Annotated in this window: 17 protein-coding genes; 3 read left to right on the forward strand and 14 right to left on the reverse strand. The window is 41.7% G+C overall.

All coding sequences use genetic code 11. The features are described from left to right. Window positions 1–11 precede the first annotated feature (11 nt). The 4 genes from priA to gmk all read right to left on the reverse strand — a co-directional run bounded on the left by priA (window position 12) and on the right by gmk (window position 4,465). The gene (gene priA, locus ERX37_RS03950) at window positions 12–2,390 is read right to left on the reverse strand and encodes a primosomal protein N' (RefSeq protein WP_133429332.1); all 2,379 of its coding nucleotides are present in this window, start codon (window positions 2,388–2,390) and stop codon (window positions 12–14) included. Beyond that, window positions 2,380–3,576, reverse strand: a complete 1,197-nt coding sequence (coaBC, locus tag ERX37_RS03955) for a bifunctional phosphopantothenoylcysteine decarboxylase/phosphopantothenate--cysteine ligase CoaBC (RefSeq protein WP_133429333.1) — start codon at window positions 3,574–3,576, stop codon at window positions 2,380–2,382. Before coaBC ends, priA begins: the two co-directional genes overlap by 11 nt. Before the next feature lie 71 nt (window positions 3,577–3,647). Then, window positions 3,648–3,842, reverse strand: a complete 195-nt coding sequence (gene rpoZ / locus ERX37_RS03960) for a DNA-directed RNA polymerase subunit omega (protein ID WP_133429334.1) — start codon at window positions 3,840–3,842, stop codon at window positions 3,648–3,650. After that, a complete protein-coding gene (gmk, locus tag ERX37_RS03965) occupies window positions 3,842–4,465 on the reverse strand; it encodes a guanylate kinase (protein WP_133429335.1) in 624 nt (207 codons plus the stop codon). The genes rpoZ and gmk overlap by 1 nt, the downstream gene beginning before the upstream one ends. Window positions 4,466–4,595: 130 nt before the next feature. On the opposite strand from gmk, the gene ERX37_RS03970 reads away from it, so the two are divergent. Beyond that, window positions 4,596–6,257: an Rqc2 family fibronectin-binding protein gene (locus tag ERX37_RS03970; RefSeq protein ID WP_133429336.1), complete on the forward strand. Its 1,662-nt coding sequence runs from the start codon at window positions 4,596–4,598 to the stop codon at window positions 6,255–6,257. A gap of 36 nt (window positions 6,258–6,293) precedes the next feature. On the opposite strand, the gene ERX37_RS03975 is transcribed toward ERX37_RS03970, so the two are convergent. The 5 genes from ERX37_RS03975 to glgB are packed head-to-tail and all read right to left on the reverse strand — an operon-like array spanning window position 6,294 to window position 14,311. Then, window positions 6,294–8,696 (reverse strand): glycogen/starch/alpha-glucan phosphorylase, encoded by a 2,403-nt coding sequence (locus ERX37_RS03975; protein WP_133429337.1) that lies wholly within the window; start codon window positions 8,694–8,696, stop codon window positions 6,294–6,296. Window positions 8,697–8,707: 11 nt separating this feature from the next. Next, entirely contained in the window at window positions 8,708–10,105 is a 1,398-nt protein-coding gene (locus ERX37_RS03980; protein ID WP_133429338.1) for a glycogen synthase, read from the reverse strand. 14 nt (window positions 10,106–10,119) lie between these two features. Further along, entirely contained in the window at window positions 10,120–11,223 is a 1,104-nt protein-coding gene (gene glgD / locus ERX37_RS03985; protein WP_133429339.1) for a glucose-1-phosphate adenylyltransferase subunit GlgD, read from the reverse strand. Between the two features lie 2 nt (window positions 11,224–11,225). After that, complete coding sequence (locus ERX37_RS03990) at window positions 11,226–12,374, reverse strand: glucose-1-phosphate adenylyltransferase (protein WP_133429340.1); 1,149 nt, start codon at window positions 12,372–12,374, stop codon at window positions 11,226–11,228. Continuing rightward, window positions 12,371–14,311, reverse strand: a complete 1,941-nt coding sequence (gene glgB, locus ERX37_RS03995; protein WP_306440569.1) for a 1,4-alpha-glucan branching protein GlgB — start codon at window positions 14,309–14,311, stop codon at window positions 12,371–12,373. Before glgB ends, ERX37_RS03990 begins: the two co-directional genes overlap by 4 nt. 192 nt (window positions 14,312–14,503) lie before the next feature. On the opposite strand from glgB, the gene pulA reads away from it, so the two are divergent. Both pulA and ERX37_RS04005 read left to right on the forward strand, forming a co-directional pair. Next, on the forward strand, window positions 14,504–16,543 hold the full coding sequence (gene pulA / locus ERX37_RS04000) for a type I pullulanase (RefSeq protein ID WP_133429343.1): 2,040 nt from the start codon (window positions 14,504–14,506) through the stop codon (window positions 16,541–16,543). A gap of 12 nt (window positions 16,544–16,555) precedes the next feature. Beyond that, on the forward strand, window positions 16,556–18,202 hold the full coding sequence (locus ERX37_RS04005) for a phospho-sugar mutase (protein ID WP_133429344.1): 1,647 nt from the start codon (window positions 16,556–16,558) through the stop codon (window positions 18,200–18,202). 44 nt (window positions 18,203–18,246) lie between these two features. Here ERX37_RS04005 and ERX37_RS04010 read toward each other — a convergent pair whose 3' ends face one another. From ERX37_RS04010 to ERX37_RS04030, 5 genes are all read right to left on the reverse strand, one after another. Beyond that, complete coding sequence (locus tag ERX37_RS04010) at window positions 18,247–18,942, reverse strand: hypothetical protein (RefSeq protein ID WP_133429345.1); 696 nt, start codon at window positions 18,940–18,942, stop codon at window positions 18,247–18,249. Window positions 18,943–19,007: 65 nt separating this feature from the next. After that, window positions 19,008–19,619 (reverse strand): orotate phosphoribosyltransferase, encoded by a 612-nt coding sequence (gene pyrE, locus ERX37_RS04015; RefSeq protein WP_133429346.1) that lies wholly within the window; start codon window positions 19,617–19,619, stop codon window positions 19,008–19,010. Further along, window positions 19,613–20,311: an orotidine-5'-phosphate decarboxylase gene (gene pyrF, locus ERX37_RS04020; RefSeq protein WP_133429347.1), complete on the reverse strand. Its 699-nt coding sequence runs from the start codon at window positions 20,309–20,311 to the stop codon at window positions 19,613–19,615. Before pyrF ends, pyrE begins: the two co-directional genes overlap by 7 nt. Then, a complete protein-coding gene (locus ERX37_RS04025; protein WP_133429348.1) occupies window positions 20,311–21,231 on the reverse strand; it encodes a dihydroorotate dehydrogenase in 921 nt (306 codons plus the stop codon). The genes pyrF and ERX37_RS04025 overlap by 1 nt, the downstream gene beginning before the upstream one ends. After that, complete coding sequence (locus ERX37_RS04030; RefSeq protein WP_133429349.1) at window positions 21,228–21,986, reverse strand: dihydroorotate dehydrogenase electron transfer subunit; 759 nt, start codon at window positions 21,984–21,986, stop codon at window positions 21,228–21,230. The genes ERX37_RS04025 and ERX37_RS04030 overlap by 4 nt, the downstream gene beginning before the upstream one ends.

The following is a 21,986-nucleotide window of genomic DNA, read 5'->3' on the forward strand; positions in this document are numbered from 1 at the left end:
GTCTGCTGCCCTTACATCAGCATCTGCGGATTGATATCAATGCTTAGCGAAAACTTATTTTTGACAAACTGGTCATAATAATAATCATCCAGATAAGTGAGCGCCTTGAGTAATTCCGGTTCAGACTTAAATTTAATAATAATCTGAAAACGGTATTGATTATTGATTCTTGCAATTGCACAAGGCGCAGGACCTAAGACATAGCTTGATGGCGATAGATGATTCAGCAGTGTCTGATGGATATGTTTACTTTCCAGGAGCACTTCTTTCATATCAGTGTGACTGAACGTCAGATTAATTAAATAATAATAAGGGGGGTACTTGCCTATTTTACGATAGCTCATCTCTTCACGGTAAAAACCAAGAAAATCATTATTTTTAGCGTATTGAATGGCGTAATGCTCAGGATTATAAGTCTGGATAATAACATGCCCTTCTTTATCCGCTCGCCCGGCACGTCCAGACACTTGAGTCAGCAGCTGAAATGTTCGTTCACTACTTCTGAAATCAGGCAGATTGAGCATAGTATCAGCATTCAGTACACCGACAAGCGTAATATTCGGAAAATCCAGTCCTTTTGCGATCATCTGAGTACCAAGTAGAATATTCGCTTCCTGATTTTTAAACTTTTCAAGCAGTTGTTCATGCGCACCCTTCCGTGACGTTGTATCATTGTCCATCCGTATGACCTTGGCACCCTCAAAGTGCTGATAAATCAGTTCCTCTACTTTCTGCGTACCGATACCCATCTCACGAATATGTTCACTATCACAGTTCGGACAGGTTAGGGGCTTATGCTCCTTATGGCCGCAGTAATGGCATTTCAGTTCATCGGTCGCCTTATGATACGTAAGACTGATATCGCAGTTCGGGCAGTTAGGTACGTGTCCGCAATCCCGGCATAATAGAAATTGTGCATGCCCTCGTCTGTTTAGAAAAAGCACGATCTGCTCACCTTTTTGTATACGGTCATTGATGGCCGATGCCAGGACTTCTGAAAACATCGAGCGATTCCCTGCCGCAAGCTCATCGCGCATATTGACTACATTCACTGATGGTACAGGAAACTGATTGGCTCGCTTCGTCAGTGTCAGTAACCGGTAAACCCCTTTTTCTGCGCGCGCGTAACTTTCAAGTGAGGGGGTCGCACTCCCTAAAATAACAGGACAGTGATGGTAATCACCTCTCCACAGCGCAATATCACGCGCATGGTACCGCGGATAATCCTCCTGTTTATAACTTGCTTCGTGTTCCTCGTCTATAATAATCAGTCCTAAATTGTCAAACGGAGCAAAGACACTGGAACGGGCTCCAACACAGACTTTTGCTTCCCCTTTTCTGATTTTACGCCATTCATCATAACGTTCTCCCATAGAAAGCCCTGAATGCATGACAGCAACCAGATCTCCGAACCGCGCCTTAAAACGTTCCACCATCTGAGGGGTCAGAGCAATTTCAGGAACAAGCATAAGTGCACTCTGTCCTTTATCAAGGACGTCAGCAATCGTCTGTAAGTATACCTCTGTCTTACCACTGCCTGTGATACCATGCAGCAGAAAAACTTCATGCGTCTCTTCATCAATCGCCTGTCTGATTGCTGTATAAGCTGTCTGCTGTTCATCGCGTAATATTTTCTTTGAATCCTGTACAAAATCACGGTGTCTGTATGGATCTCGATTGTCTTCAATGTCAATTTTTTTCAGCATATTTTTTGCGACCAGACCATTGACGACTGCTGACGAATAACCTTGTTCTTTTAATGCTTTTAAAGTCAGCATCCCTTCATCATAAATCATCATTAAACAGCTTTTCTGCTTATCACTGCGCAAAGAATCCAGCGCATCGTCCAGATTGCTAACATTGCATTCGACTGCCTTCACAGTCTTCACTTTCTGCTGCTGCTTCACTTCTACATCTTCTGTAACGATGCCATCCTTGATATAAGGTTGCAGCGCTTTGATATCATCTGCTGATAGCGTATTAATGCGTACAATATTCTGACTGAACATTGGATAGAGTTCATCGCTGATTGACTCAGGTTCTTCGAGTCTGTACACCTTATGATATTTACCTTTCACTGCGCGTGGCAGCATAATATCCAGCACCGCAATCCTTTTAGCGATATGAGTCTGCTGCATCCATTCGCTCAGCTGAATCAGCTCACGATTGAGTTCAGGTGTCATGTCCTGAATATGAAGTATCGACTTCAGCGGTTTATCGTGCATTTCATCAACCAGTTCAATGATGTACCCTTGAATCTTTCTTGGTCCGAATGGAACCACAACCCGCATACCGACAGTCAGTATGTCCGTGAGCTGTTCCGGTACTGCATAGTCAAACAGTTTATCAACACGTTTGGCGTTGACATCAACAACAACTTTAGCGTACATCTTGGTCACGCTTAATCTGAGTTAATATTTCATGTGCCACTTCCAGTTTCGACATTTTAGGAATGATATGACTCGTCCCATTTTTAAAGAACATCTCAACTGCATTGCTGTCCGATTTAAAACCGATAGATGAATCTCCGACGTTATTAGCGATAATGACATCTGCATTCTTTTTCTCAAGCTTTCCTTTTGCATACATTGCCACGTGTTCAGTTTCTGCTGCAAAACCTGCCAGATACTGTTCATCTTTATGGTCACCTAAATATTTAAGAATATCTTCAGTCCGGCTAAGGGTCAGCGTCAGGTCTTCGTCTTTTTTCTTCATTTTACCTGTCACCTTGTCAGTCGTATAATCGGCGACAGCTGCTGCTTTAATAATGATGTCCTGATCTGCCATACGCGTCGTCACTGCCTCAAACATCTCTGCTGCACTCTCAATCATCACCACACTAACCCCGTTTGGGACTTGGAGCTGGACTGGCCCCGATACAAGGGTGACATCAGCTCCGCGCAGACTTGCTGCCTGTGCTAGTGCATAACCCATTCGACCTGTTGAATTATTCGTTAAATAACGCACTGAATCGATTCTCTCGATAGTCGGTCCCGCTGTCACCAGTATCTTTTTACCTGCAAAATCATTGTTGTAGTGCGCAGTTGATTCAAACTGTTCAACCGCCTCTATAATATCCAGTGGTTCCGACATCCGTCCCTCGGCAATATAGCCACAGGCGAGAAAGCCGCTGCCCGGATCAATAAAGTGATAGTCCATAGCGCGGAGGTCCTGCATATTACGCTGTACAGCGGCATGACGATACATATTGCTGTTCATGGCTGGTGCAATAAATGTCGGTTTCGATGAAGCAATTAAAGTCGTCGTCACCATATTATCTGCGATACCTGCTGCCAGCTTGCCAATCGTTGAAGCGGTAGCCGGTGCGACAATATTAATATCTGCCCAGTCAGCAAGGTCAATATGCTTAATCACTTCAGGATTGGTCTCGTCAAAGATATCGACATGTACCTCATGCCGACTGAGCGCCTGAAAAGGCAGTGGTGTAATGAACTTCTGTGCAGAAGGCGTCATCAGTACCTTCACCTCATGATTTCGTTGCACCAGTTTACTTGTCAGGTCGATTGCTTTATAGGCTGCAATCCCTCCTGTGACACATAATAATATTTTCATGATGGCCTCCTAAAGTAATAGTCAATTTATTATACCTTAAATTCATTCAAACAAAAAAGCCGGCAGCAGCCGACTTATTCCTCGATATGGATACGGCCAGCAGCTACTTCTTCAAGTGCCTGGCCGACTGGTTTATAGGATACATAACGTTCCAGTAAATTTGAGTCCGGGTTATCCTGCAGTTCACGTGCGCGTTTAGCAGCAAGTGTGACAATCAGATATTTTGAGTTCACATGTTCTTTAATTTTATCAAGGGGTGGATATAACATTATTTTTTTGCCTCCAATAGCATTTTTCTAAAACGGGCTTCAATCCGTTCGCGTTTAAGGTGTTCCGCTTCGACAATCGTCTGAATCTGACGTTTTGCCTGTTCAATCTCATCGTTGACAACGACGTAATCATAAAGGTTCATCATCTCTACTTCTTTACGTGCCTCTGAAATCCGGTAGGCGATAACATCCTTTGATTCAGTGCCGCGACCAATCAGACGCTCTTCTAAATGGGCGAGTGTCGGAGGTGCGAGGAAAATAAACAACGCTTCAGGGAATTTCTTACGGACTTGTTTTGCCCCTTCCACTTCAATCTCAAGAAATACATCTTTGCCTGCGTCCATCGTATCTCTTACATACTGGACCGGGGTCCCGTAATAATTACCGACATATTCAGCATACTCGATGAATGCATCATCTGCAACCAGCGCTTCAAAAGTTTCACGGTCTTTAAAGAAATAATCACGACCGTCCACTTCACCGGGACGTATATGGCGGGTTGTCATAGAGATTGAATATTCAAAATCAGTATCAGGATCGTCAAATATCGCTTTTCTGACTGTACCCTTACCCACGCCGGAAGGACCGGATAGAACAATTAATAAACCTTTTTCAGTATCCATTGTTACGACCTTTCTACATTGAATTGATTATTATTAAGAGTAACATAAATTTTTTCAAAAATACATGCTTCATTTCATATTATGCTGTTCAAGTGTTAAACTAAGTAAATATAAAAAAGAGGTGACTGAAATGGCTTTCGACGGATTATTCACAAGTAAAATATTAGAAGAACTACAATTTCTCGTCTCAGGACGTATCAATAAAATCACACAACCTGACTCACAGACTGTTATTCTGACAGTTCGTTCCAACCGCAAAAATCAGCAGCTGATGATATCAGCGCATCCAAACTTTGCCCGCCTGCATCTGACAGCGAGCAAAGCGCCCAATCCATTTGATCCCCCTATGTTTCTGCGTGTACTTCGTAAACATCTGGAAGGTGGTATCATCAAATTATTCAGACAACACGGTAACGACCGGATTGTTTTTATTGATATCGACAATACAAATGAAATCGGTGACCGTGTAAAAAGAAGGCTGATCATTGAGCTGATGGGCAAACACAGCAATATCATCCTGACCGATCAGGGCAACAAAATACTCGACAGTATGAAACATTTAACGCCCAATACGAATGCCGCCAGAACAATCATGCCCGGCTTCCAGTACGAGGAACCCCCTACTGCTCAGAAAAAAAATCCATACGAGCTGGATAAAATATCGGATTTAATCGACTCAGATAACGTGAGACGTCAGCTGCTAAATCAGCTTGAAGGCTTCAGCCCGCTCGCTATAGATGAATTAATCGCTCAGGATGCAGATATTGATCAGGCTTTTCAAATATTTATGCACAAGACGCGTGATATACAGCCTGTCTATTATAATCAGCCGCCAAAAGAGTACTTTTATTTCATGCCGCTGGAAACGTTAGGATCTCCTGATCAGATGTTTAATACGCTATCTGAGCTGCTTGATCATTATTTCAATGAGCGCGGTGAACGTGAACGTATTAAATCACGCAGTATCGATTTAAGCCGCCATATTACACAGCTCCTGCAGAAAGACAGAAAGAAACTGACGAAGCTGATCCACGAACTGGAAGAGACGAATACGATGGATGACGCTCAGCTCTACGGCGAACTCATCACTGCAAATATGTATCAGCTGAAACAAGGGATGTCAGAATTTGAAGCATTGAACTACTATACGAACGAACAGGTGACGATACCCCTTAACCCGCGTAAAACACCTGCTCAGAACGCTCAGCATTATTATAAGCAGTACAATAAACTGAAAACACGTCAAGTGCATGCAGCGAATCAGATTGAAGAAACTAAGCGAGAAATCGACTATCTGGAAACATTGGAAGGACAACTTTCCTATATCACTTATGATGACATTGAAGGTATGCGTGAAGAGCTGATGGAGCAGGGCCTTCTGAGAAAACGTCAGAAACAGAAACAGAAGTCAAACGATAAAATCAAACTGGAAAAATATCAGTCAGCTGATGGAACAGAAATATTAGTCGGTAAAAACAATTTACAGAATGACTATCTGACTCATAAAGTCGCACGTAAAGATTATACATGGTTCCATACGAAAGATATCCCAGGGTCTCATGTCGTCATTATGTCAAAAGAGCCCTCTGATCAGGATATGATGGATGCAGCACTTCTTGCTGCCTACTATTCAAAAGCCGGTCAATCAGCAACAGTGCCTGTTGACTATACATTGATCAAACATGTTCATAAGCCAAGTGGTGCTAAGCCAGGATTTGTGACATATACAGACCAATCTACCATTTACGTCGACCCTGCAAAAGAAGCAGTCGATCAGCTGAGAGTAAAATAAAAAGGAAATTCCATTTTTCGGAATTCCCTTTTTTTATTATATCAATTTCCAAATATCTGTTGCGTATTCATGAATCGTCCGGTCACTAGAGAATTTACCAGACTGCGCAATATTGACAAGACTCATCTTGTTCCACTTCTGCTTATCTTCATATAAAGCGACCGCTTTAATATGCGTCTCTAAATATGACGTAAAATCCTTCAGAATGAAGTAAGGATCATTATTTGTCAGAATGCGGTAATAAATTTCACTGAATGACTCGCCTTTAGCATAGCTGCCATCTTTAAGACCGTCCATTATTTTCTGAAGACGGTCGTCCGTCCGATAAATATCTTTCGCCTGGTAGCCTCCGTTATTCTGATAATGGATAACTTCCTCGCTTGAAAGACCGAAAATCAGAATATTTTCCTTGCCCACCAGTTCAGCAATCTCAACATTGGCTCCGTCCATTGTACCTAATGTTACAGCGCCATTCATCATCATCTTCATATTACCTGTTCCTGATGCTTCCATCGATGCTGTAGAAATCTGTTCTGATATATCAGCTGCTGGCATAATATACTCAGCCAGTGTCACATTATAGTTTTCAAGAAATACGACTTTAATGCGCCCGTCAACATCTTTATCATTATTGACAATGTCACCAATCACATGAATCAGACGGATGACTTCCTTCGCCATATGATAGCTAGGCGCTGCTTTAGCACCGAATATAAAGGTCTGAGGAACCATCTTGAGCTTCGGATTGCGTTTAATCTCATTATAGAGATGTATCACATGGAAAATATTCAGCAGCTGCCGTTTATATTCATGCAGACGTTTGACCTGCACATCAAAAATAGAATGTTCATTGACTTCAATGCCTGTCTTTTTATAGATAACATCCTGTAATACCTTTTTATTGTGCAGTTTAACTTCCGCCAGCTGATTCAGGAAACTCTCATCATTCTGATAGCGGAGCAGCTGATTCAGTTCAACAGGCGACTTAATCCAGTGATCACCAATTGTATCTGTGATGAGCGCACTGAGTTTAGGGTTCGCACCCATCAACCAGCGTCTATGCGTGATACCATTCGTTTTATTATTGAACTTGTCAGGCGTTAATCGATAGAAGTCATGGAACGTATAATCTTTAATGATATCTGAATGAAGAGCTGCAACGCCGTTCACACTATAGCTGCCCACAATAGCAAGCTTACTCATATGTACGACATTATCACTGATAACAGCCATTTCGCTGATACGGTCACGTAATTCCTCACGATTATTGAAGATATCTTTACAGAAACGTTCATTGATTTCATTGATAATCATAAAGATTCTAGGATTAACCTTTTTCACCATTTCGACCGGCCATTTCTCAAGTGCTTCCTGCATGATGGTATGGTTTGTATACGCAAATGTGTGAGATGTAATATTCCATGCTTCATCCCAGCTTAAACCTTCTTCGTCCATCAGAATGCGCATCAGTTCAGGGATACCGAATGTTGGATGCGTATCGTTAATCTGAATAACATTCTTCTTATGAAAATCATTAATGGGTAATTCATAGTTGGCTTTAAATCGACGGATCAGTGTCTGCATAGTAGAAGATACGAGGAAATATTGCTGCTTCAGACGCAGAAAACGCCCTGCCTCAGTTGAATCATCCGGGTAAAGGAAACCGGAGATTTTTTCAACACTCTGCATATATTCAAGCTGATTCGTATAATGTTCAGGGCTGACCGCATGATCCGGTACTTCAGCACTCCAGAGACGCAGTGTATTAACCACATCATTCTCATAACCGACAATTCCGACGTCGTATGGTACCGCGAGCACCACTTCCTGATCGCTGTAATTAAATTGATATTGATCATCTTTAACCTCAAAAGTGACATTACCGCCGAACTTCACTTCAATCGCTTCGTCAATCTTGCGCGTCTCCCAAGGATAGACTTCACGCAACCAGTTATCCGGCAGCTCAATCTGACTGCCTGAGACGATACGCTGTTCAAACAGGCCATATCGATATCTGATACCGAAGCCATGTCCCGCATAGCCGAGACTGGCTATGGAATCAAGGAAGCAGGCAGCAAGACGGCCAAGCCCGCCGTTACCGAGTCCTGCATCCTGCTCTTCACCGTAGACATCACGCGGTTTACGACCTAGATCTGCAAGCACTTCGTCACAGACATCTTTAAATCCTGTATTGATTAAATTGCTTTCAATCAGACGCCCGATTAAAAACTCCATTGATAAGTAAGAGACTTGACGTTTCTGTTCATTGATATAGCGCTGCTTCGTGTCGATACTCGCTTCGTTAATAGAATCCTTAATAATCGATGCTATCGCATAGAACAGATCCTTATCTGTTGTTTCTTCTAATGTCTTGATTCGTTTGTCTCTTACTTTCTTCTCCAGCAGCTCTCGAAATTCCTGTTTAGTATATGCCTTCACGTCGATTCTCCTTAATAAATGTCAAGATATTGGTGAGCAGATTGTGACCAGCTATGGTTGACTTTAGTGATATTCATAAACAAAGTCTTATAGAGTATTTCATCGTCGTAAATCATCAGCGCATAGTTCAGACGATCCAGTAATTCGTGTGCATTATAGTTAGCAAAAGTCAGACCGGTACCTGTACCAGTAAAAATATTGAATGGAATCACTGTATCTTTAAGTCCGCCCGTCTCACGAACGATAGGAACAGCTTTATACTGAAGGGCAATCAGCTGAGAAAGTCCGCATGGTTCGAATAGCGATGGCATAATAAAGAAATCACTCGCTGCATATATACGGCGTGAAAATGGCTCACTAAAACCAATATATGTGTAAACTTTGTCGGGGTATTTAGAAGCGAGATAATTAAAGTAACTTTCAAATTCATAAAGTCCATTCCCCATTATCACGACCTGCACATCCTGCTGAATAAATTCTTCAAGGATATGTGTGATCAGATGCAGTCCTTTCTGCTCGACCATTCGTGTAATAATGGAGAACAACGGCACATCTCTGACGGGCAGTCCTACTTCCTTTTGAAGACGTTTTTTATTTTGGCGTTTTTTGGGGATAGATGTTTTAAACGGAACCTCAATATTATCATCCTTCATGGAGTTGTAATCATCCACGTTAATTCCATTGATAATGCCTATTACATCTTCGCTACGCATATTCAGCATAGACTCCAGTCCCTCACCATAATGAGAAGTCTTAATCTCTTCAGCATAAGTCGGAGACACTGTCGTGATTTTATCAGCGTGGAAGAGTCCTGCTTTCATCAAGTTCAACATGCCTCCCCATTCAAAACCAGAAAAGTGTATCATATCCAGATTGAACAGGTCACCAAAGGCCTCATGCTGCATCCAGCCCTGATAGAGAATATTGTGAATAGTAAAGATAGTGCGGATACCTGGCACTGGTTGCTTAATTTTAGCAATTGCAACTGCTGCTGCTGCCTGCCAGTCATGACCATGAAGCACATCAGGTTTGTAATCACCGCGGTAAATAAATTCAATGACTGCATTCGAGAAATAAACAAATCGTTCTCCGTCATCGTCATATCCATATAGATTATCACGCTTAAAATACTGCTCATTATCAACGAAATAATAATGAGTGTTTTCATAAATCATTTCATAAATACCAGTATACTGCTGTCTCCAACCGACTTCTGTGTCATAAATCATGACTTCAGTCAGCAGTGACTTGAATTCAGATTTAAGGTGTGAGTACAACGGAAGAATGACACGGACTTCACAGTCATCCGTGTCATTTAAATATTGCGGGAGACTGCCGATCACATCAGCGAGCCCTCCCGACTTAAAGAATGGCGTACATTCTGAAGCTACAAACAATACTTTTTTCATCCTATTACCTCTTCTTATATTGTCTGACGTTTAGCGACAACAAACGGTTTATCGCCTGAACCAATTAACTGCTGTCCATTATTAACCGTTACGTCTTTATCAAGTATAACATTTTCAAGAACGACATTTTCTCCGATCTTGCTGTTCGTCATAATAATAGAGTTTTTAATGACTGCCCCTTTCGCTACTTGAGCACCACGGTAGATAATACTATTTTCAACAGCACCTTCAATTACACAACCATTAGCAACGATAGAGTTTTTAATGCTGCACCCCTCTTTATATTTAGTAGGCGGCTGGTTAGAGATTTTTGTACGTACTCTGCAATCTTGCATAAATAGATCCTTATAAATTTCAGAATCTAAAATAGCAAGGTTACTATGGTAGAACGTTTTTAATGAGTTGATATAGAATGAACGTGTATTCACATCATAGAATCTGACGTTCAGTTCTCCCACACGTTCCTGAATACCTTGAATGAAGAAATTATCTTTATAGTTATCAATACAGAAATTGATGATTTCAATCAGTTTTTCTTTCTTAATGATATACACTCCAGTAAAAAGGTGCGGATTATTCTGCTCATGGTTAAGATAAATCACTTTACCGTTATCTTCATTAATGCGTTGTACAGGTCCGTGCATCTCCTGTAACTGTCCTTCATATTCACCAATTAAAGTGATATCTGCATCAGATTCAACATGATATTTAAAGGCATCCTTATAGTTCGTGTTCGCAATGAACTGTGAACCAGAAATAATGACATCTGTTGCTTTAGAACGGCTGAAGAAGTCGCGGTTATTATGAAAATGTCTTAAATCTCCGCGAGAGATATCACTTGGATCGTGCCAGTCTGGTGGCAATACGAAGAGTCGTGAGTGTTTGTCACTCAAGCCGAAATTTTCTCCATTTTCAAGATGGTCGAGTAATGAACGGTACTTCTGATTAACGAATAGCGCAAGCTCATCTACACCTGAATTAACCATGTTTGAAATACTGAAGTCAATCAGACGGTAACGCCCGGCAAATGGTACACTGGCACCATTACGGAAATACGTCAGCTCCTCAAGAAAGTCATGTTCATTTTCTAAATTAATTAATCCCATTAAAGAACGCATGCTTATTTTCCCCCATTCGTATAATCAGCAATATTATCAGGACCAATAACAATCGGCTCTGCTTTATTAGAGCCATCAATCGTAACACCATCTGGAATATCGAGATCATGCATTAAGATTGCCTTGCGAATAATACAGTCTTTACCCACAACAGTTCTTGGGTGAATGATTGCATCTTCAACGACTGTATTCTCTCCAACTGTAACTTCACTGAAAAGGACTGAGTGCTTGATCTTACCGAAGATGAATGAACCTGGACAGATTAATGATTCACTTAATTCTGCATTTTGACCAATGTATTGAGGTGGTAAATTCAGCTCATGTGAATACGTCGGCCAAGTTTTACTGCTTAACAGCTTATCCAGGTCTTCTTCCAGTAAGTCCATATTAGCTTCCCAGTATGATTGAATAGTACCGACATCTTTCCAGTAGCCATCAAAGCGATATGCATAAAGCTGACGATCATCATCAAGCATTTTAGGTATGATGTCGTTACCGAAGTCATGCTCTGATGCTGTATCTTTTTCATCATTGATTAAGTATTCACGCAGTACTTTCCAGTTGAAAATATAGATACCCATTGAAGCCAGATTATTTTTCGGCTCAGCTGGTTTCTCATCAAACTCATAAATTTTGTAGTCTTCCTCAGTATTTAAAATACCAAAGCGTGATGCTTCTTCCATCGGCACTTCAATGACTGAGATTGTAGCATCTGCATTTCGTTCCTTGTGGAAGTCGAGCATCTGCTGATAATCCATCTGATAAATGTGGTCACCCGACAAAATCAGTAAATATTCAGGATCATATTGATCGATGAAGTGAATATTTTTCGTAATAGCATCTGCAGTTCCTTCAAACCATGATGCACCTGTCTGGTCTGCAAAAGGTGCGAGAACTGAGATACCGCCTTCCTGACGATCCAGTCCCCAAGGTTTACCCATGCCGATATGGCGGTTTAAAAGAAGCGGCGCGTACTGTACAAGTACACCGACAGTTGTAATCTCAGAATTGGAAAGATTACTCAGCGTAAAATCGATAATTCTATATTTACCACCAAATGGCACAGCCGGTTTGGCGATTTTTTTAGTTAGTTGACCTAAACGTGTTCCTTTTCCCCCTGCTAATAACATTCCTACCACTTCTGTACTCATTTTGATTCCCCCACTTTTTTGATTTTACCGGTCTGTTGATATATGGACATGCCAAAAGGCGGTAATTTTGTTTTAATAATAGACTTATACCCTTGATTTTTATCTTTAAATGCAAAAAGTTCAGCTGTTATAATCTGGTTACTGCCACCATATTCAGCAGCATCAGAATTAAAAATCTCCTGATAACCTGCCAGTTCAGGAACCTTTAATTCAAAATCATAGTAAACCTGGCCAGTCATATTGATCACAATGATGAGTTCTTCGTCCTCACTGCGTCTAATATAGCTGATAACGGATTGTTCGTTATTATCCGCATCAATCCATTCAAAACCTTCAGGCTCATAATCAAGCGCAAACAGAGCCGAGTGCTTAAGATAAAATTCGTTCAATGCTTTAACATATTTCTGCATACCATGATGATAGGGATATTTTAAGATGAACCAGTCTATCTCTTCCTTATCCTTCCATTCTGAATACAGACCAAGCTCGCTTCCCATAAACAGAAGACTTTTACCGGGTTGAGTCAGCTGGTAGCCATAAAGCGCTCTTAAATTAGCAAACTTCTGCCACTGATCACCCGGCATTTTATCGAGCATCGATAACTTACCATGAACGACTTCATCATGTGAAAACGGCAAGATATAGTTCTCGTTATATCGATACATCATCGGAAATGTTAAGTGCTGGTGATGATGGCGCCTCACTTCCTGTGGCAGTTCGAAATAATCCAGTGTATCATGCATAAAACCGAGATCCCATTTATAATTGAAACCGAGTCCGCCTTTATCAACGGGTCCCGTAATCATCGGCATATCTGATGAATCTTCAGCCATCATCAGTACATGAGGATGATAATCAAATATGACGGTGTTCAGTTTTTTCAGAAATGCAATCGCTTCCTTATGTTCACTCGTACCTTCGTTATTATAAATTTTAGTCTCAGGTGTATAGTTTTCAAAGTTCAGATCAGTCATACTATGAACCGCATCTACCCTTAGTCCGTCCAGATGGAACTCAGAAAGCCAGTAGTTCGCATTGGATATGAGGAAACTCTGTATTTCAGGTCGTCCGAAATCAAAGGTCAGCGTCCCCCATCCCCGCTTATCAGCTCGCTGCGGATCGGCATATTCATAAAGGGGCTTGCCATCAAATAATCTTAATCCGTGCGCATCTTTACAGAAGTGAGCCGGAACCCAGTCCATAATGACACCGATACCTGCCTGATGAAAACAATCGATCAGATACTTAAAATCATCAGGTGATCCGAATCTGGATGTCGGTGCATAATAACCTGTTACTTGATAACCCCACGATAAGTCGAATGGATGTTCAGTGACCGGTAAAAATTCAACATGACTATATCCCATCTCCTTGACATAAGGGACCATTTCCTCAGCCATTTCCCGGTACGTATAATATGTATGATCCGTATACTCATCTACCGACCACTCCGCCTGTTTTTCAACCTCACGTTTCCGCCACGTTCCAAGATGAACTTCATAAATATTAATCGGCGCTTTAAAATGGTTGGTTTTATCCCGTTTCTTCAGCCAATCTTCATCCTGCCATTCATAATCTGAAGGTGCCTCAACTATCGAAGCAGTACGCGGTCTTTTCTGTGCATAACGCGCATATGGATCGGCTTTCAGTAACCGACCGCCATCTGTATCCAGAACATATTTATATGTCGTGCCAGGCGCCACCTTAAAAGTACCCCGCCATAGACCCGCATCCGTTACGCGTTTCAGACTATAACCTTCCCCTGTCCAGTTGTTGACATCAAGTCCAACAGCAACTTGATGCGCATGCGGTGCCCATACAGTGAAAGTGGTTTGCTCTTTATTTTTATCGTAATGTGCCCCAAGAAATTGATAAGACTCATAGTGCGTGCCTTGATGAAATAAATATTGATCAAGTTCTGAAATAGAATGCAACATCATCATATCCTCCCGCTTCCTTTAACTTCATTATAGTCTATACCCTATTTGAAAACCAAAATAAAAGTGAATTTTCATATTTAAATAATGAATAATGTAAAAATTCAGTATAAATAAGAAATTCACCGGCAAAATACAGGAAATATCCATTTGCAGACTTTATAATATAGATATTCCGTTAGGAGGTTATTTATGTTTACCGGTTATATCGATTCATTCAATACGATATCGCTTGATGATAAAAACCAGTTGAATGGTCCCTTTATGCTCGTCAGTGAAGACACCCGTCTGTCTTTATCACCTGTAGAATCAGAGCAGTCAATCAAAACATTCAGCACATCTCAATCTATCCGACTTAATACGCACTGGTGGATTGAAGCAGAGTCAATGAAAATACCTGTTAAATTAGGCAAAGTGGTCAGAACTCAGGATTTTGATGAACAGTTCAGCAAAAATCACGAAGAATACGGCGCCATTTACAGCAGGCAGTCAACCCGCTTTACCGTCTGGTCGCCGGTCGCCAAAAGAATCAGACTCCATTTAAATGACCGTTTATATGACATGAGTTACCGAGAAGGTGACTGGACAATAGAGATAGATGGAGACTGGCATCTCGCACACTACTGCTATGAAGTCGAGGTCAACCATGAAATCTTTCAGGTTGTAGATCCTTACGCAAAGGGATTGACCCTCAATTCAACAAGAGGCGTTGTCGTCGATCCTGCTGCAGCACCAGAGGGCTTCACCAGTCACACACGTCCTGTTCTGCCCCCCGCAGACAGCATCATCTATGAAGTGCATGTCAGAGACTTCTCGATGCATCCTAATAGCGGCATCCCTGAATATCTGAAGGGAAAATTTGCAGCGCTGACTGTTGAAGACAGCTCAACTAAACGAGGATACTCTACCGGCTTTGATTACATTCGTTCGCTCGGCATCACACACGTCGAATTACTTCCTATCAATGACTTTGCCAAAGTAGACGATGTAAATTTCAAATCATCATATAACTGGGGCTATGACCCCCTTTACTTCCAGACACTGGACGGCAGTTTTTCAGTGGATCCTGCTGCACCTGAATGCCGGATCCATGAACTTAAGCATTTAGTAAAGGCTTACCATGAAGCAGGCTTAGGCATTATACTGGATGTTGTCTTTAACCATGTATTCGATCAGCCTTCTTCTTCATTCGAACAGCTGGTACCTGGTTATTTCTTCAGATATTATGATGACCTTAGTTTGAGTAACGGGACAGGTGTAGGCAATGACTTTGCGAGCGAACGGCAGATGGCGCGAAAATTCATCCTCGATACGCTGAAATATTATAATGAGAATTTTCAAGTCGATGGCTTTCGTTTTGATCTGATGGGAGCAATCGATGTAGAGACGATGACACAAGTCAATCAATTACTGACCGCAATCAATCCAAACGTCCTGCTGCTTGGTGAAGGATGGCATCTGAATACAGCGATTCCAGATGTTATGAAGACAACGCATGATCAGGCCTACCGTATTCCTCACCTCCATTTTTTCAACGATTATTTTAGAGATACACTAAAAGGCAATAACTTCGATATAGCAGATACGGGTTTTATCAATGGCAGAGGCAGGTATCGCGAACGCATGTTTAAACTTTTTCAAGGCGATTACGGCTTACCTGTCAGTCAGACGATCAACTATACGGAAGTACACGACAATCATACGCTCTATGACCGCTTATCCTATACAGCGAAAAACAGTGATTTTGTAATGAAGCAGCATCAGATGATCACCATCTTCACATTGCTCAGCCAAGGTATCCCCTTCCTGCATGCAGGTCAGGAGTTTTACCGCACTAAATATGGGCATGGCAATACTTATAATTTAAGCGATTTCATTAACCGCATTGATTGGAACAGACGAATCAAATACAATGAAGATATCGAAATTATCAAGCAGGCGATCAGTCTCAGAAAGCAATATGAAATATTCCGCTTGACAGATCCACTGGCTATAAAGACAAGAATAATAGAAGTCTCTACCCCATCCCTCGTCCTAGGCGTACTGCTGTTTGACTACCATGATGAATTTCTCATCTATTTCAATCCTACAGCGCTTAATCAGACGATTGAATTACCAAGACAAGGGGTATTTATAATTGAACTCAGTAATTCACATTCAACAGGCAGCGTTCAATCATCATTTAATCTATCGCCCTTTGAATGTATTGTACTTAGAAAAACAATCTATTAAGGAGTGTCGAGCATGCCAACAAGACAACAATGGGAAGATGAATTATCACAAAGTTTAATCACATGTGCTCAATATGATGCATTATCTGAAGAAGTAAAAGCTGAAGGTTTTGAAGGGGAACTTGCGTTTGGTACAGCAGGTATCCGAGGTAAAATCGGTCTCGGCCCTAATCGTCTGAACCGATTCACAGTGCAGAAAGTCGCTTATGGGCTCAGCCAGTATTTAAATGAAACAGCGGACAGTTCGTCAGTCGTTATCGCTTATGATACTCGTCATTTTTCGCCGGAATTCAGTGATGAAATCGCTACAGTTTTAGCTTCAAACGGCATCAAAACATATATTTATGACCGCTACCATACAACACCTGAGCTCTCATATTCAGTGCGCCATCTGAAAACAGATGCAGGTGTAATGATTACAGCGAGTCATAATCCGCCTGAATATAACGGCATTAAAATCTACGGTCCTGACGGCGGACAGCTCGCGCTTGAAGGCTCTAAAAAAGTCAGTCAGTATATCGATCAAATCAATGATGAATTGAAAATCGATGTCAAAGATATGGATGACTTAAAGTCAGAGAATCTTATTGTTCCTGTACCAGATGAAGTGGTTTCATCTTATAAAAAAGAAGTCACTGATCTTATTCAGGAAATTCCTTCATCTGATTTAAAAGTAGTCTTCTCAAGTCTTCACGGAACAAGTGTCCCTATCGTCCCTGACATTCTTGAGGCAGTCGGTTTTACGAACTTCCAGCTAGTAGACGCTCAATGTAAACCGGATGCAGATTTTTCAAGCGTAAAATCTGCTAATCCAGAAGACCATGATGCTTTTGATATGGCTGTTGAACTGGGTCAGGAAGTTCAGGCGGACTTACTCATCGCTACCGATCCGGATGCGGACCGTATGGGCGTTGTAGCTCTTCATGAGGGTGAATATCACTACTTCAATGGTAATCAGCTTGGCAGTCTGCTGCTCAACTACCGTATACAACAGACCGAGGATATTCAAAACCGTGCAGCTGTTAAATCTATTGTGACAAGTGAACTCGGCAAAGTCATCGCAGAGAAGAATAATGTCAAAATGTTTGATGTATTAACAGGCTTTAAATTTATCGCTGAAAAAATCGCAGAATTTGAAGCAAGTCATGACTATCACTATATCTTCGGCTACGAAGAAAGCTATGGTTATATGGCGAGTCCTTTCGTACGCGATAAAGATGCAGTACAAATTGTACCTCTTATCATCAAACTTGCGAGTCAATTGAAAAATGAAGGTAAGACATTAGTCGATCAGATGAATGAAATTTATGAGAACTACGGTCATTATCAGGAAAAATTATTCGCTCATACGTTTGAAGGACAAAGCGGTAAAGATAAAATTCAGAGCATCATGCAGGAAGCTCGTACAAATGCACCGTCTGAGATTGCAGGACTGAAAGTCATTGCAACTGAAGACTACTTAAAGCAGGAACGGGTGGATGATGAAGGTCGTCATCGCATTGACCTTCCACAGGCAGATGTCCTTAAATTCTTCTTTGAGGATGGCTGGATTGCCTTACGTCCATCAGGTACTGAACCTAAGATTAAATTATATGTCTCACTCATCACGGATGATATTGAAGCTATCTCTCAAAAAATAAATACTATTTTCTTCAGCTAAACGCAAAAGACGTCTGCCGGACCGGCAGACGTCTTCTTTTGTAATCAGATGGCTCTGAAGAAATTCAGCCACTCAATATTACGAGTGAACATTAAGTACATGACCATTAGAACAATAAGCAGCAAATTCATTTTAAAAATATCCACTTCAAATTTATGGTCATGGTGATAGGAGATAAAGAGTCGTGTCGGTATACTCATAACGACGAGAAAACTGATGATCTCAAATGAATGGTTGAACTGCAGATTGAACACTTCAAAGACCAGCTGAATAAAACTCAGGAAACTGACCAGTGTATAATAGCTTAACACATCTACAAAAACCTTATAGATCGTAATACTGGAATTAATAGAGATCAGCTGAATAAAAAAAGTGAAGACGATGAGGACAGTAGTAAATATCAGACCGGAGACAGCAAACCTCAATCCTTCCTGCCAGTTAAAGCCCCCTTCAGCAGCACCTGTAAAGAAGATAATCATAATATAAAGGACGAGATTCAGCATCGCAAAGAGAAAGTACCGGCCACTGGTCATATCATCTGCTACAATCTGCGGTCTCGTAAATGTATATTTCAAGTAACTGCGAAATGATTCAATTTTATACTCAAATTCTTCTACCGGTTTAATGACTTGTGCCTTAAGCTTTGATTTTTTTTCAGTCAGCTGACTGAAATGCCGGACTCTTCTCGCAGGTGTCGATGTTTTAATAAATGAATTGATATGATCCCATTTTTTACTCATAAGTCCCTCCTTATCATAAAAAGACCATTTACTGTAGTATACAATAAACGGTCTTTTTATAGTGTTTAAAGGCTCTCTCTAAATTGAATAAGTGTCTCTCTATCTGCTTCTTTTATCTTCTTCATATCAGCGGCCACTTCAACCAGTGCATCAAAATCACTTAATGTGTAATAAGGATATCCTGCTGCTTCAAGGCGCTGCTGTCCTTTTTTCAATTGATAACTGAAAATCGCGACAATACCCATCACTTCAGCACCGTGCGCTTTCAGTGCATCAGCTGCTTCAATCGCTGAGCCGCCTGTAGAGATTAAATCTTCAACGACAACAACTTTCTGTCCTGCATTGACACGTCCTTCAATCTGATTGCCTTTTCCATGTTTCTTGCTTGATGAACGCACATAACTCATCGGTAAATTCATTTTCTGTGACACAAATGCGGCATGAGGGATACCGGCAGTCGCAGTACCAGCGATGACCTCTGCCTCAGGGAAATGCATTTCAATAAGAGATACAAGTCCTAATGCCACTTCATCCCTTACTTCAGGGTAAGACATCGTCAGACGATTATCACAGTAGATTGGGCTTTTAATCCCTGATGACCAGGTGTAAGGTTCATCGGGACTGAGGGTCACCGCTTCAATTTCCAGTAAACGTTTTGCGATTTTTTCTTTTAACATCCTTGTTCCCACGCTTTCTTAATGAAATGATATTTCTCTACAGGATTCTCAGCCTGTGTGATTGAACGACCGACTACGATATGTGTCGACCCATTCTGTTTTGCAAATTCAGGTGTAGCAACACGTACTTGATCACCTGCTGCATCTTCTGCCGTTCGAATACCGGGTGTTACTTTGAGGAAAGTGTCACCCAGCGCCTCACGAATCAAGGCACTTTCATTAGCTGAACATACCACACCAGCAAGTCCCGCTTCCTGAGTGATCCGTGCATAATTGACAATACTGTCGTTGATTGAACCTGGGATTCCCTGTTCTTTGTTCATCATTCCCTGTGATGTACTCGTGAGCTGTGTAACAGCAATCAGCTGAGCCTGGCTGCCACCTGACTGTAATCCATCCAGCGCGGCAGTCATCATCTTACTCCCACCTGCTGCATGGACATTAATCATCTGGATATCAAGAGCAGCAAGACCTTTCATCGCCTGCCCGACTGTGTTAGGGATATCATGTAACTTCAGATCGAGGAAGATATCATGACCTAATTCTCTGACTTGTTTAACAATCCCAGGACCGTTCTGCATATATAATTCCATACCGATTTTAACAAAAAGTGTTTCATCAAATGGTTTGAGAAAGTGCATCACTTCGTCCATATTTCTGAAATCAAGCGCAATAATCGGATTCGTGTTCATTATTTAACCCCCAGAATATCAAGCGTACGACCTTTAAGGTCATGGATATGTGCGACACCAAGCTCGTCCAGAAGTGCCGGCAGCTCATTGATAATAGTCTGACAGACAGCTGGATCCTGGAAATTCGCTGTGCCGACTGCTACAGCATCTGCACCGACAGAAATATAATCGATGACATCCTGTGCACATGTCACGCCACCCATGGCAATGATCGGAATATCAAGATGCTGACGCACCTCATAGACCATCCGCATCGCAACCGGCTTGATAGCAGGACCACTTAAGCCGCCGATTGTATTGGCAATAATCGGTGCGCCTGTTTTACTGTTCAGCTGCAGACCCACTAACGTATTAATCATTGTCAGACCGTCACAGTGCGGTGCAACCGCCTGTGCCACCTGTACGATATTTGTCACGTTAGGTGATAATTTAACATAAATCGGCACACTGGATACTGCTTTAACTTTACGTGTTAATCGTGCCGCAGTCTCTGGATCTGTCCCGAACTGGATGCCGCCTTCTTTTACGTTCGGGCAGGAGATATTCAGTTCGAGTGCTTTAACGTTCGGAGATTTTGAAATATGCTCAGCCACATAAACATAATCCTCTTCAGTAGAGCCCGCCACATTGGCAATAATCGGTGTCTCAAACTGCTCCAGCCATTTGAGTTCATGTTCAATAATATGATGCACACCCGGATTCTGTAGTCCGATTGCATTGATCATACCGCTTGATGTCTCCGCTACCCTAGGTGTCGGATTACCGAAGCGCTGTTCTTTTGTGGCTGCCTTGATCATAATAGCGCCGAGATTATTAAGATCCATAAACTGTGCATATTCCTGACCGAAGGCAAAGCAACCAGATGCCGGCATAACAGGATTTTTCAAATCAAGTCCAGGTAATTGTACATTCAGTCTCATAGTGCAAGTTCCCCTTTCTTGAATACTGGTCCATCTGTACAGATTTTGACGTAACCATGCGCATTGTCCGCCTTGCATACACAGGCGTAACATGCACCGATACCACAGCCCATTCGCTCTTCAAGAGACACATAACCCTCAGTATCTGGCAGCACCTGTTCAATGGCTTTAATCATCATAACCGGACCGCATGTATAGAATGTATCATAGCTGTCAAGCAGGTTTTTAATGACATCAGTCACAAAACCTTTCGTACCGTATGAACCATCCGCTGTCGCAATATGGGTCTCACCTAAAGCTTTGAATTTATCTTCATAGAATATATCCGCCTGAGACTGGAAACCGAGGACATGAATCGTTTTTATTCCGCGTGCATTCAATTGTTTAGATAGTTCATATAGCGGTGGTACACCGATGCCTCCCCCAATCAGCAGTGCACAATTTCTTGCAGCTTCAACCGGGAAACCATTGCCAAGCGGTGCCAGAATATCGATCGTGTCACCTTCTTTAGCCTTTGAGAGTGCTTTTGTTCCTTTACCATCAGCACGGTAAAGACAAGTCAAGGTCTCAGCATCACTATCCACGTTACAGATAGAGATAGGTCTTCTGAGCATAAACTCAGAAGAATCTCCCACTCTAATATGAACGAACTGTCCCGGCGTCTTCATATTGCGTGTGATATCACCATGCATCACCAGTTCATATATATTTTTCGCAATCAGATTGTGACTGACTACTGTCATATTCTCCTGCAT

Source organism: Macrococcus hajekii (assembly GCF_004359505.1).
Classification (GTDB): domain Bacteria; phylum Bacillota; class Bacilli; order Staphylococcales; family Staphylococcaceae; genus Macrococcus; species Macrococcus hajekii.